Genomic DNA, 13,133 nt, shown 5'->3' on the forward strand with positions numbered 1-13,133 from the left:
GCGGCGCCCCGCCCGTTCGACAGTCCCCCGCCCTCAGCCCGTTTCACAGTTCGCCCAGCGGATCCCGCGGCCGATCCCTCCCCGTCCATCCCGTTTTCCCTCCCCGTTTCCCGTCCCCGTTTCCATCCCCGCTTCTCGAGGAGCCACCCATGTCCGATCGCCTCACCCCCGTGGCGGCGGTCCCCCGACGTCACACCACGCCGGTCAGCGCCTGGTTCGCGCTGGCGGTGCTGATGCTCCCGGTGTTGTTGATCGCCATCGACAACACCGTGCTGGCCTTCGCCCTGCCGGCGATCGCCGAACAGTTCCGCCCGGCGGCCACCACCCAGTTGTGGATCGTCGACGTCTACTCACTGGTGCTCGCCGCACTCCTGGTCGCCATGGGCAGCTTCGGCGACCGCGTCGGCCGCCGCCGGCTGCTGATGGTCGGCGCGACCGGCTTCGCGGTGGTGTCCACCATGGCGGCCTTCGCCCCGAGCGCCGAACTGCTGGTCGCCGCGCGCGCCCTGCTGGGCGTGTTCGGCGCGATGCTGATGCCCTCCACACTGTCGTTGATCCGCAACATCTTCGCCGACCCGTCGGCGCGCCGGCTGGCGATCGCCATCTGGGCGTCGTGCTTCACCGCCGGCACCGCGCTGGGGCCGATCGTGGGCGGCGCGCTGCTGCAGCACTTCCACTGGGGTGCGGTCTTTCTCATCGCCCTGCCGCTGCTGCTGCCGCTGTTGGCGCTGACCCCCAGGCTGGTCCCGGAGTCACGCGACCCGAACCCGGGCCCGCTGGATCTGCTCAGCGTCGCCCTCTCGTTCGCGGCGATGCTGCCGTTGGTGTGGGCAATCAAGTCCGTCGCCCACGACGGCGTGTCGACGGCCGCGGTCCTGGCCGCCGGGATGGCCGTGGCCGCGGCCGTCCTGTTCGTGCGCCGGCAGAACCGCAGCCGCACACCGATGCTCGACATGGCACTGTTCGCCCACGGACCGTTCAGTTCCTCGGTGTTGGCGAACTTCCTGTCGATCGTGGGGCTGGTCGGTTTCCTGTTCTTCGTCGCCCAGCACCTGCAGCTGGTGCTCGGCCTGTCGCCGCTGGCCGCCGGCCTGGTCACCCTGCCCGGCGCCGTCGTGTCGATGATCGGCGGGCTCGCGGTGGTCCGACTGACCCACTACGTGGCACCCCGGCTGCTGATCGTGGCCGGCCTGCTGTTGGTGGCCGGCGGCTTCGCGCTCATCCTGGTGTTCCGTCACGACCTGACGGTCGCCGCGATCATCGCGTCGTTCGTGGTGCTCGAGCTCGGCGTGGGGGTCTCGGAGACCATCTCCAACGACACCATCGTCTCCTCGGTGCCGGCCGCCAAGGCCGGCGCGGCCTCGGCCGTGTCGGAGACCGCCTACGAGCTGGGCGCCGTCGTCGGCACCGCCACGCTGGGGACCATCTTCACCGCGTTCTACCGCGGCAACGTCGAGCTGCCGGCCGGGTTGACCCCGGCGCAGGCCCACGACGCCCGCGAGAGCATCGGCGGCGCGATCGCCGTCGCGCGGGAGCTGCCCCCGCACCTGGGGGAACCGCTGGTGGTCTCGGCGCGCTGGGCGTTCGACACCGGGATCGCGCCCACCGCCGCCATCGCCGCCACCCTGGTGCTGGTCGCGGCGGCCGCGGTCTGGGTCGCCTTCGGCAGGTCACGCCGGCCGGGATCCGACGAGCAGCAAGACAGACCCGATCAGCGGGGCGACGGTGCGGACGTGATTCCACGCCGTCCAGGTGTGGAGGTGGGCCGCCCACTCCCGGGCGGCCTGCACCGGTGACAACCCGGCGGGACGGGGCCCCTCGCCGGTGCGTTCACGCGCGCCCACGGCGTCAGCCCGGCGCGGTGTCGGGCGTCGGGGGGCCCACCGCCGGTTCGCGGTAGCGTCTGACGGCCAGCCTGGCGGCGGCCGAGGTCACCACCACGGTGATCAGCGCGCCGACGATCAGGGCCGAGGGCTCACCGGCACCCAGCAGGCCCTGCTGGGTGCCCAGGGTGGCCGCGGCGATCGGCACGCCGGTCTGCGCGGCGGCCAGCACCGCCAGCACCGGGGGCTGCCCCAGCGCGGTCCCCGCCAGATGGGCGGCGACCGCGCCCACCCCCAGCACCACACCCAACAGGGCGAACTGCGGACGCTCGGCGAGTTCGCGCACCTGCAGCGAGGCCCCCAGCCAGACGAAGAACAGCGGCGCGAAGAACCCCTCGGTGATGCCGAAGAGCTGGCGGGCCAGCCGCCGCGGCTCCCCGACCGCGGAAACCACCAGCCCCAGCGCGAATCCGGCCAGCATGATCGAGACGTGGGTGCTGACCGCCAGCGCCGCCAGCGCGAAGAGCACCAACAGACTCAGCCGCAGTTCCAGGGCGAACCGGCGCCGTTCGGAGTACTTGTGCATCCTTCGGCGCAGCCGTCGCCGGTCGAAGATCCGCAGAGCGAGGTAGAACACCAGGGCGCCGCCGGCGACGGCCAGCGCTCCCAGGGCGGCCCGCGGCGCCCGGTGCGGGTCGATGACCAACGGCACCAACACGATCGAGGCGGTGTCGGCGACGGCGATCTGAGCGGTCAACGAGATCACCGGCGGACCACCGAGGCCCACGTCGTTGATGACGGGCATGGCCAATGCCGCCGAGGACGAGGCCATCAGGACCGCGTAGAGCAGCGCATGCCCCGTCCCGAACAGCGTCGCCACCCCGACGGCCAGTCCCGCGGCCACGGCACCGACCAGCACGGCCCGGGCCACGGCACGCGGAAGCGCGGCGCGCAGGGTGGCGTTGCGGATCGGTACGTGGGTTCCGGCGACGAACATCACCAGCGCGAACCCGACCTCGGCCAGCAGGGCGAAGGTCGGCTCGGTGTGGTCGATGATGCCCAGACCCGTCCGGCCGACGACGAGGCCCGCGGCGATCTCGCCGACCACCACGGGCACCCTCAGACGGGGAATGGCCGCCAGCAGAGGCCCGGCCAGCCCGATGACGGCCAGCAGCGCCAGGTCGTCGAAGCCGAATCCCGCCACCCGGTCACGATAATCGGCGGGCGGCCGATTCCCGGGTCAGCCGCTGATCCAGTTCCCGTGGAACCCGTAGGGCACCCGGTGGGGCAGCCTGATCGTCGCGACCGGGTCCCCGGCGAAATCCGCGGCGTCCAGGATCACCAGGTCGCTGCCGTCCCGTTCGGGCTCGTAGACGTACCCGAGGTACCAGCCGTGGTTCTCGTCGGCCGCCGAGTCGGGATCGGGCACGAACACCGCTTCGCCGGGCCCGCCGGTGCCGAAGTGGTGCTCGACCGATGCCCCGGTCGACAGGTCGTAGCGCAGCAGCGCGTTGGAGGCCACCGAGACGGCCTGGCGCGCAGGCAGTCCCGCGAGGCGGTCGTCGATGCGCGGGAACTCGACCTGCCGGTCGTCGAGCTGGCGTTCGTGTACCGCCCCGGACTGCAGGTCCAGTGTCCAGCTCCACAGCACCCCGGCGGTGTCGAATCCGCCGTCGGCGCGCCACAGTTCCGGATAGCGCACCGCCTGCACCTCGATGGTGGTCCCGGACGTCCCGTCGAAGGCGTTGGCGACGTGGAAGACGTAGCAGGGGTCCACGTCGAACCACCGGATGGTGCCGTGGGGGTCGTCGCGGCGCAGCACGCCGAAGCGGGCACCGTACTCGTCGCTCCAGCGGTAGGGCATGTCGCCGTCCCCCCTGACCGCGACGTCGAGGTCGAAGACCACCGGAAGGTCCATGAAGATGACGTGCCCGGCGGTCATCGCGAAGTCGTGCATCATGGTGTGCGCCTTGACGTCCACCGGCCGGCTGATCGTCAGCTCGCCGTCGGCGGTGGCCCGGTGGTAGGTGACGTAGGGCTCGGTGATGCTGCCGTAGCCGAAGAAGTGCAGCTCGCCGGTGGTCGGGCAGATCTTGGGATGTGCGGTCATGGAGTCGGCCAGCCTGCCGCCGAAGTCGTAGGCGCCGACGGTCTCCAGGTCGTTGGTGATCTCGTAGGGCAGCGAGGATTCCACGAGCGCCAGGGTCTTTCCCGCGTGGTTGACGACGTGGGTGTTGGCCAGCGACGAACGCAGGTTGCGGGTTCCGTCGTTGTTGTACAGCGGGAACGGTGTGACGAAGGAGTCGGTGCGCACCCACCGGTTGCGGTACCAGGCGGCCCTGCCCTGCTCGATGCGGACGCCGTGGATCATGCCGTCGCCGAGGAACCAGTGCCCGGTGGCGGTCCGCGGGTTGGGTCCGTTGCGCAGGTACCAGCCGTCCAGCTGCGGCGGGATGCTGCCCTGCACCACCAGGTCGGTGTCGGTGAGTTCGTCGGCGACCGGTGCGTAGTTGCCGATCCGGAAGAAGTCGCCGCTCGTGGGGATGTTGTCGGCGGGGCCGACGGTCTGCGTTTCGGTCATCTCTACTCCTGGGCTGGTAGGAAGCTGGATACCAGACTGACACTCCATAAGTGACATGTCAATAGTGGAATGTCGTGGTGGAATGTCACCGCCTCGCGGCCCCGCCCCGGGCGTAGGAAGATCGGGTGATGACCGGCCGCCGCCATTCCGCACTGTTACTGAAGCTGGTGGTGACGCGCACCGGGAACTCGCAACAGGACATTCGTGACGAGCTGCGCCGGGTGATCCTCGACGGCGCCCTGCCGCCGGGCACCCCGATCCCGGTCGGCGAGGTCGCCGAGCTGTTCGGGGTCAGCCACATCCCGGTGCGGGAAAGCCTCAAGACGCTGCAGGGTGAGGGACTGGTGCAGCACCGGCCCAATTCCGGCTACGCCGTGGCACAGCTGACGGCCAGCGAACTGGCCGAGATGTACATCGTCCGCGAGACGCTGGAATCGGCGGCCATGGCCGCCGCGGTCGACCTGGCCGACGACGAGGACCGCGCCTACCTGTCGGCGGTGAACCGCGACCTCCAGCAGGCGCTCAAGTTCGATGACGCACAGGCCTACCACCGCCGCAGTCGCGAGTTCCACCTGGCCATAAGCCGGCCGTCGCGCATGCTGCGGTTGGTGCACATGCTCGAATCCGCCTGGAACATCACCGAGCCCGTCCAGCTGATGGTCCACGTGCAGGCCACGCAGCGCACGCTGCTGCACCAGGACCACGAATTGATGCTCGAGGCGTTCCTTCGCCGTGACGCCGAAGCGCTGCTGGCCACCAGCGCCCTGCACAACCGCCGGCTCAACACCGTGGTGGCATCCCTGCCGACCGACACCGGGCTGCTCGCCTGCGAGGACTGACCCCTCGGCGGCAGAATATATTCTCGGTGAAATAGTTCGGCAACGCGTCGGGACTACTTTTCCGGCATGACCGACACCCGTAACCTCCCGCCCGGCGCACAGATCGGGGCCGACGACCTCATCGAGGCGGCCGGACACCCCGTCGGCGGCGGCGTCATCAAACCGGGCTACGATCCGCGGCTGACCAACGAGGATCTGGCACCGCTGCGCGACCAGCACTGGACCTCCTACAACATCTTCGCGTTCTGGATGTCCGACGTGCACAGCGTCGGCGGCTATGTCACCGCGGGCAGCCTGTTCGCGCTCGGGCTGGCCAGCTGGCAGGTGTTGATCGCGCTGTTGATCGGCATCGTGATCGTCAACTTCTTCTGCAACCTGGTCGCCAAACCCAGCCAGCAGGCCGGCGTCCCCTACCCGGTGGTGTGCCGCAGCTCCTTCGGCGTGCTGGGGGCCAACATCCCGGCGATCATCCGCGGCCTGATCGCGGTGGCCTGGTATGGGATTCAGACCTATCTGGCTTCGGCGGCCCTGGATGTGGTGCTGCTCAAGCTGTTTCCCGGGCTGGCGCCGTTCGCCGACGTCGACCAGTACGGCTTCGCCGGCCTGTCGCTGCTGGGCTGGGGCAGCTTCACCCTGCTGTGGGTGCTGCAGGCCTGCGTGTTCTGGCGGGGTATGGAGGCCATCCGGCGGTTCATCGACTTCTGCGGCCCGGCCGTCTATGTGGTGATGTTCATCCTGTGCGGCTACCTGCTCTACCGCAGCGGCTGGCACGTGAGCCTGACCCTCGGGGGCGAGAAGAGCGGCAGCACGATCGCGGTCATGCTCGGTGCGATCGCTCTGGTGGTCTCCTACTTCTCCGGGCCGATGCTCAATTTCGGCGACTTCTCCCGGTACGGAAAGTCTTTCGCAGCGGTGAAGAAGGGCAACTTCCTGGGCCTTCCGGTCAACTTCCTGGTCTTCTCGCTGCTGGTGGTGGTCACCGCGGCCGCCACGGTGCCCGTGTTCGGCGAGCTGATCACCGACCCGGTGGAGACGGTGGCCAGGATCGACAGCACGATGGCGATCGTGTTGGGCGCCTTGACGTTCACCATCGCCACCATCGGCATCAACATCGTGGCCAACTTCATCAGCCCGGCATTCGACTTCTCCAACGTCAGCCCGCAGCGCATCAGCTGGCGTGCGGGCGGCATGATCGCGGCCGTCGGCTCGGTGCTGATCACCCCGTGGAACCTCTACAGCAATCCGGAGGTCATCCACTACACCCTGGAGACCCTGGGCGCGTTCATCGGCCCGCTGTTCGGTGTCCTCATCGCCGACTTCTACCTCGTGCGCAAGGAGCGCATCGTCGTCGACGATCTGTTCACCCTGAACAAGGCCTCCAACTACTGGTTCCGCAAGGGCTACAACCCGGTGGCGGTGCTGGCCACCGTCGTCGGCGCCGCCCTCGCGGTGATCCCGGTCCTGCTGGGCGGCAGCGTGGCCGGCATGGCCACGGCCGCTCAGTACAGCTGGTTCATCGGCTGCGGAGTCGCCTTCGGCCTCTACTACCTGCTCGCCACCCGCGGCGCATGGCGGATCTCCCCGCTCCAGGAGGACCGCCAGGACGCCGAACCCGTCGGCTGAACCGGCTCCCGGCGAACACACCCCGGTACGGCCCCGACATTCCACAGCTGGAATGTCGGGGCCGTACCATTCCGCCATGAGTCTTCGGATCGCCGCCCTGGGTCTGCTCGCGCAACACCCCGGGAGCGGCTATGACCTGCTCAAACGGTTCCAGGCGTCGATGGCCAACGTCTGGCCGGCCACCCAGAGCCAGCTCTACGGCGAACTGAACAAACTCGCCGGGGCGGGCCTGATCGAGGTCACCGCCGTCGGTGCACGGGGCCGCAAGGAGTACGCCGTCACCGCGGCGGGGCGCTCCGAGCTGCTGCGCTGGATCACCGACCCCGCGGGCGACCCCCCGATGCGGCGACCCGACCTGCTGCGGGTGTTCCTGCTCGGGGAGATCCCCGGGGCCGACGCGCGCCGCTACGTCGCCAGCTTCGCCGAACGGGCCGAGTCCGACCTGGCCCGTTTCGAGGCACTGCGCGACGCGATCGACTGGAGCGGCGACGACGAGTACTTCTTCGGCCGCGCCGCGCTGGAGTACGGCATCCGCAACGCCGTGATGGAGGCGGACTGGGCCCGGTGGTTGCTCGAGGCGATGGATCGCCGGGCGAAATAATTCTTGCTTACCGATAGTTTCCGATATATCGTCAACGTATCGGAAGCTGATAGCGGGCTTCCCGGAGAAAGCGAGAAATCACCATGAACACCCCCTTCACCAGTCCAGATCAGCCCTTCGAGGGCAATTTCGACAGCAATATCGGCGGCAATGCCGAGGGACAGCCGGGCCAGCCCTTCCCGGGCCGCACCCCGTTCGGTTTCGGGTTCGACCCCGGTGACCACGCCGGTGACCACGCCGGCCTGCACGCGGCACGCCGCGAGGCCCGCCGCGCGTTCCGCGACCACGTCCGCGAACACCGCGGCGGTCCGGGCTTCGGATTCGGGCCCGGCTTCGGCCCTGGCTTCGGGCCCGGGTTCGGCGGTCCTGGCTTCGGTCCCGGTTTCGGGTTCGGCCCCGGAGGCCCTGGAGGCCCTGGAGGCCGAGGCCGTGGACGCGGAGGCGGAGGCGGAGGCCACGGTGGCCGAGGGCACGGCCCGCACGGTCGCGGCCGGGGCCCGGGCCGCCGTGGCGACGTGCGCTCGGCCATCATGAAGCTGCTCGCCGAGCGGCCCATGCACGGCTACGAGATGATCCAGGAGATCGCCGCGCGCACCGACGGGCTGTGGAAGCCCAGCCCCGGTTCGGTCTATCCGACGCTGGCACTGCTGGAAGACGAGGGCATGATCGCCGCGTCGGAGACCGAAGGCAGCAAGAAGCTCTTCGATCTCACCGAGGACGGCCGTGCCGCAGCGGAGAAGATCGAGACCGCGCCGTGGGAGGAGATCGTCGAGGGCGCCGACCCTGGGCAGGTCAGCCTGCGTACCGCGGCGGGCCAGTTGTTCGCCGCGGTCGGCCAGTCGGCCCACGCCGCCACCACCGAACAGCAGGAGCGGATCGTGGAGATCCTCAACAACGCCCGCCGCGAGGTCTACCAGATCCTCGGCGAGGACTGACCGGTTTCGGTGCAGTGAGTCCCGGTCAGCGGGACTCACTGCACCGAAATCACTCGATGTCGACCCAGTCCAGGGTTCGCTGAACCGCCTTGCGCCAACCCGCATAGGCCTCGGCGCGCTGGTCCTCACTCCAAGTGGGGGTCCAGCGCTTGTCCTCCTGCCAATTGGCCCGCAGCTCGTCGGGGTCGCTCCAGAACCCGACGGCCAGGCCGGCCGCATAGGCCGCGCCCAGCGCGGTCGTCTCGGCCACAACGGGTTTCACCACGTCGACACCGAGGACGTCGGCCTGGATCTGCATGCACAGATCGTTGGCGGTGATGCCGCCGTCGACCTTGAGCACCTCCAGATGCACTCCGGAGTCGGCCTCCATCGCATCGACGACGTCGCGGCTCTGGTAGCAGATGGCTTCCAGCGTGGCCCTGGCCAGATGCGCGTTGGTGTTGAACCGCGACAGGCCCACGATCGCCCCGCGCGCGTCCGAGCGCCAGTACGGCGCGAACAGCCCGGAGAACGCCGGCACGAAGTACACGCCGCCGTTGTCGCTGACCTGCCGGGCCAGGGATTCGCTCTGGGCGGCGCCGCTGATGATGCCGAGCTGGTCGCGCAGCCACTGCACCGCCGAGCCGGTCACCGCGATCGAACCCTCCAGGGCATACACCGGTTTGGCGTCGCCGAACCGGTAGCACACCGTGGTCAACAGTCCGTGCTCGGAGCGCACGATCTTCTCGCCGGTGTTGAGCAGCAGGAAGTTTCCCGTGCCGTAGGTGTTCTTGGCCTCGCCGGCGGTCAGGCACACCTGCCCCACCATGGCGGCCTGTTGATCGCCGAGGATGCCGGTCACCGGGACCTCGGCTTCCAGCGGACCGGCCGCGTGGGTGACGCCATAGGGCTCCGGTGACGACGAGGACTCGATCCGCGGCAGCATCTGTCGCGGAATCCCGAAGAACGACAACAGCTCGTCGTCCCAGTCGAGGGTCTCCAGATCCATCAGCATGGTGCGGCTGGCGTTGGTCACATCGGTGACGTGGACCCCGCCCCGCGGACCGCCGGTCAGGTTCCACAGCACCCAGGTGTCGGCGGTCCCGAAGATCGCGTCGCCGCTCTCGGCGGCCTCGCGGACCCCGTCGACGTTCTCCAGGATCCACTGCACCTTGCCACCGGAGAAGTACGTCGCCGGCGGCAGTCCGGCCTTGCGCCGGATGACGTCTCCGCGCCCGTCGCGGTCCAGCGCGGCGGCGATGCGGTCGGTGCGGGTGTCCTGCCACACGATGGCGTTGTAGTACGGACGCCCGGTGCTGCGGTTCCACACCAGGGCGGTCTCGCGCTGATTCGTGATGCCCAGGCCGGCCAGGTCGCCGGCGGACAGGTTGGTCCGGTTCAGCGCCGTCATGAGCACCGACGCGGTGCGCTCCCAGATCTCCACCGGGTTGTGTTCGACCCACCCCGCGCGCGGCAGGATCTGTTCGTGTTCGAGCTGGTGTCTGCCGACCTCGGCGCCGCTGTGGTCGAAGATCATCGCGCGGGTGCTGGTGGTGCCCTGATCGATGGCGGCGACGAATTCCGGGGACTGGGCCAATTTCCTGCTCCTGGACGTCTGGAAGTTTCCGGTGGGCGCCACGCGCCGGCGCAACTGCGCCGGCGGTACGGTGCAATCGTCCATGATGGCCTACATGGAATCGGAAACCGAGCGGAATCCGGCCATTGACCGGATGCCCCGCGGCGGGTTCGACGCCTCGTGTCTGGACCGCATGCTGCAGACCGACCGCCGCGAATACCTGGACCGCGACGACATCGACGAGTCCGTGAAACGGCAGGTCATCGACGCCCTGGACTGGACCGGCCGGGTGTTCGGAAACCACCAGCGCTTCGCCCGCATCGCGCTGGAGGAGATCGCCGAGGTGCCGGATCCCCGGATTCTGGAGCTCGGAGCGGGCCACGGGGCCCTATCCGAAATCCTGATCGAAAACCATCCGACCGCACAGGTAACCGCCACCGATGTCGACCCCGCATGGGTGGCCGCCCTGGCGGCCGGTGAGCTGGGTTCCCACCCTCGCGTCACCGTGCGCCAGATGGACGCGACGGCGATCGACGCCCCGGACGGCTCCTTCGACCTGGTGGTGTTCGCGCTGTCGTTTCACCACCTGCGCCCGTCGGCGGCGGCCCGCGTGCTCGCCGAGGGCACCCGGGTGGGGGCGCGGCTGCTGATCATCGACCTGCCCCGGCTGCCCGCTCCGCTGCACGCGCTGCAACTGGCCTCGATGCTGCCGCTGTCGTTCATCCCATTGGTGCACGACGGGGTGATCAGTTCGCTGCGCACCTACAGCCGCTCCGCGCTGCGCAGCCTGGCCCTGCACGCCGACCCGACGATCGAGCTCGAGCTGCGTGGCGGATGGTGGTCCCCCCAGATCGTGGTGGCCCGGCGCGCCGCCGCACCGTGACCGGGCCGCCGACACCGGTCCTTGCCAACGCGTCGGTGAGCGGGTTGCATCATCGGTGTGGGCGAAGAGGTCGAGCGCGCCGAGTTCTCCCGGGCGCACCGCCAGCAGTATCGGCGCAAGGTCCAGCTCTGCCTGGATGTCTTCGAGACGATGCTGACCCGGTCCAGTTTCGACTTCGACCGCCCGCTGACCGGCATGGAGATCGAGTGCAACCTGGTCGACGGCGACTACCAGCCGGCGATGACCAACACCGACGTGCTGGCCTCGATCGCCGACCCCGCCTACCAGACCGAATTGGGCGCCTACAACATCGAATTCAACGTTCCGCCCCGGCCGCTGCCCGGACGCTCGGCGCTCGAGCTCGAAGACGAGGTGCGGGCCAGCCTCAACGCCGCCGAGACCAAGGCCAGCCGGCACGACGCACACATCGTGATGATCGGCATCCTGCCCACCCTGATGCCCGAACATCTGGACCACGACTGGATGAGTGAGTCGACGCGCTACCAGGCGCTCAACGACTCGATCTTCACGGCCCGGGGCGAGGACATCGTCATCGACATCGACGGCCCGGAACGCCTCAGCATCCAGGCCGCGACCATCGCCCCGGAATCGGCGTGCACCAGCATGCAGCTGCACCTGCAGGTTTCGCCCACGGAGTTCGCCGACAACTGGAATGCCGCGCAGGTGCTGGCCGGCCCGCAGCTGGCACTCGGCGCCAACTCCCCGTTCTTCTTCGGCCACCGCCTGTGGGCCGAGACCCGCATCGAACTGTTCACCCAGGCCACCGACACCCGCCCGGACGAGCTGAAGACCCAGGGCGTGCGGCCCCGGGTGTGGTTCGGTGAGCGCTGGATCACCTCGATCTTCGATCTGTTCGAGGAGAATGTGCGCTACTTCCCGTCGCTGCTGCCGGAGCTCTCCGACGAGGATCCGGTGGCCGAACTGGCCGCCGGGCGCACCCCGCGGCTGTCCGAGCTGCGGCTGCACAACGGGACGGTGTACCGCTGGAACCGCCCGGTCTACGACGTCGTCGACGGCCGGCCGCACCTGCGGGTGGAGAACCGGGTGCTGCCCGCCGGCCCGACCGTGGTGGACATGATGGCCAACTCCGCGTTCTACTACGGCATGCTGCGCACCCTGTCGGAGGAGGACCGTCCACTCTGGACGAAGATGAGTTTCGCTGCCGCACAACACAACTTCGTCGCCGCGGCCCGCGACGGGATGGACGCCCGGCTGTACTGGCCCGGGGAGGGTGAGGTGGGGGCCGACGAGCTGGTCCTGCGCCGCCTGCTACCGATGGCCCACGAGGGGCTGCGCCGCTGGGGCGTGGCCGCCGAGGTACGCGACCGCTATCTCGGGGTGATCGAGGGGCGGGCCAAGACCGGACGCAACGGCGCGGCCTGGCAGACCGAGACCGTCGGCGCACTGCAGCGCCGGGGGATGGCACGCCCGCACGCACTGGCCGAGATGTTGCGGTTGTACTGCGAGCGCATGCATGCCAACCGGCCCGTGCACACCTGGGACGGCCCGGCCGGGTAGCGCACACGGGGCGGCCCTGCCTCGTAGACTGTGCTGACCCAGCCCAGCCCCGGAGGACATCGATGCCCACCACGCCTGCCGGCGCCGGTTCCTCCCACCGTCGATGGATCTGGCTACCGGTGGTGGCCGCGCTGCTCGTCGGCGGGCTGGCCGGGTGGCTGCTGCGCGGTGCCGCCGGCACGGCTCAGTCCCCCGCGAACTCCGCGGATTCGGTGGTCGCGACCGACCGCCACCTCGACGGCCAGCAGGCCAGGGAGCACGCCTGCAACGCCTTCCGCGCACTGAGCACCCAGTGGACCCTGGCCTACCGCAACTGGCTGCCGCATGTCAGCGCGCCGGGTTGGACGTGGAACGACCCCGGGGTGGCCGAGGCCACCTCCCGGTTCTCGGTGGAGGAGAGCCGGATCATCACCGAGCTGCAGGATCTGGTCGTGCCGAACACCCCGCCGGAGGTGGCCAAGGCGATCCGGACCTATACCGCGGCTTTGATGGACTACTCGGCCGGGCACCGCAGGGCCACCCAGCAGCAGATGGACGACGAGGAACGCCAGATCGACGACGCCGCCGACGACGTGATGGACGCCTGCCTGCGCTGAGGGTTTCTCCACCCGCCCCGACCGCATCGAGCGTGCGTGTGGATCGCACGCGCCGGCTGCGGGACGGTCGGTGCGCACGCTCGGTGCAGGGACTGTACCTTCTACCCATCCTACGCTGCCGACGGCCTCCCTACCGTAGCTCTCGCGGCTGCCGCTCC

The 13,133-nt window shown here is 69.5% G+C and carries 11 protein-coding genes; 8 read left to right on the forward strand and 3 right to left on the reverse strand.

Going from position 1 to position 13,133, the window contains the following annotated elements:
- The first annotated feature begins 149 nt into the window (after positions 1 to 149).
- A complete protein-coding gene (lfrA, locus tag CSR00_RS27635; protein ID WP_141564503.1) occupies positions 150 to 1,796 on the forward strand; it encodes an efflux MFS transporter LfrA in 1,647 nt (548 codons plus the stop codon).
- A 52-nt stretch (positions 1,797 to 1,848) separates the two neighbouring features.
- Here the strand turns inward: lfrA and CSR00_RS27640 are convergent, their stop codons facing one another.
- Positions 1,849 to 3,027, reverse strand: a complete 1,179-nt coding sequence (locus CSR00_RS27640) for a cation:proton antiporter (RefSeq protein WP_099025583.1) — start codon at positions 3,025 to 3,027, stop codon at positions 1,849 to 1,851.
- A 36-nt stretch (positions 3,028 to 3,063) separates the two neighbouring features.
- Positions 3,064 to 4,404, reverse strand: coding sequence for a carotenoid oxygenase family protein (locus CSR00_RS27645; RefSeq protein ID WP_099025584.1), 1,341 nt, complete (start codon positions 4,402 to 4,404; stop codon positions 3,064 to 3,066).
- A 128-nt stretch (positions 4,405 to 4,532) separates the two neighbouring features.
- Here CSR00_RS27645 and CSR00_RS27650 point away from each other — a divergent pair, with 128 nt between their 5' ends.
- The 4 genes from CSR00_RS27650 (at position 4,533) to CSR00_RS27665 (ending at position 8,402) form a co-directional block, all read left to right on the forward strand.
- Positions 4,533 to 5,243, forward strand: a complete 711-nt coding sequence (locus tag CSR00_RS27650) for a GntR family transcriptional regulator (protein WP_099025585.1) — start codon at positions 4,533 to 4,535, stop codon at positions 5,241 to 5,243.
- A 66-nt stretch (positions 5,244 to 5,309) separates the two neighbouring features.
- Positions 5,310 to 6,866, forward strand: a complete 1,557-nt coding sequence (locus CSR00_RS27655; RefSeq protein WP_099025586.1) for an NCS1 family nucleobase:cation symporter-1 — start codon at positions 5,310 to 5,312, stop codon at positions 6,864 to 6,866.
- A 76-nt stretch (positions 6,867 to 6,942) separates the two neighbouring features.
- Entirely contained in the window at positions 6,943 to 7,467 is a 525-nt protein-coding gene (locus CSR00_RS27660; protein ID WP_099025591.1) for a PadR family transcriptional regulator, read from the forward strand.
- 83 nt (positions 7,468 to 7,550) lie between these two features.
- Positions 7,551 to 8,402 (forward strand): PadR family transcriptional regulator, encoded by an 852-nt coding sequence (locus CSR00_RS27665; RefSeq protein WP_099025587.1) that lies wholly within the window; start codon positions 7,551 to 7,553, stop codon positions 8,400 to 8,402.
- A gap of 49 nt (positions 8,403 to 8,451) precedes the next feature.
- Here CSR00_RS27665 and glpK read toward each other — a convergent pair whose 3' ends face one another.
- Complete coding sequence (gene glpK / locus CSR00_RS27670) at positions 8,452 to 9,918, reverse strand: glycerol kinase GlpK (protein WP_245906653.1); 1,467 nt, start codon at positions 9,916 to 9,918, stop codon at positions 8,452 to 8,454.
- A 145-nt stretch (positions 9,919 to 10,063) separates the two neighbouring features.
- Between glpK and CSR00_RS27675 the strand changes: the two genes are divergently transcribed.
- From CSR00_RS27675 to CSR00_RS27685, 3 genes are all read left to right on the forward strand, one after another.
- Positions 10,064 to 10,840: a class I SAM-dependent methyltransferase gene (locus CSR00_RS27675; protein ID WP_099025592.1), complete on the forward strand. Its 777-nt coding sequence runs from the start codon at positions 10,064 to 10,066 to the stop codon at positions 10,838 to 10,840.
- Positions 10,841 to 10,897: 57 nt separating this feature from the next.
- Positions 10,898 to 12,379, forward strand: coding sequence for a glutamate-cysteine ligase family protein (locus CSR00_RS27680; RefSeq protein ID WP_099025589.1), 1,482 nt, complete (start codon positions 10,898 to 10,900; stop codon positions 12,377 to 12,379).
- A 62-nt stretch (positions 12,380 to 12,441) separates the two neighbouring features.
- Positions 12,442 to 12,975 (forward strand): hypothetical protein, encoded by a 534-nt coding sequence (locus CSR00_RS27685; protein ID WP_141564505.1) that lies wholly within the window; start codon positions 12,442 to 12,444, stop codon positions 12,973 to 12,975.
- The last annotated feature ends 158 nt before the right edge of the window (positions 12,976 to 13,133 follow it).

The sequence above is a fragment of the Mycolicibacterium palauense genome (genome assembly GCF_002592005.1).
GTDB lineage: Bacteria > Actinomycetota > Actinomycetes > Mycobacteriales > Mycobacteriaceae > Mycobacterium > Mycobacterium palauense.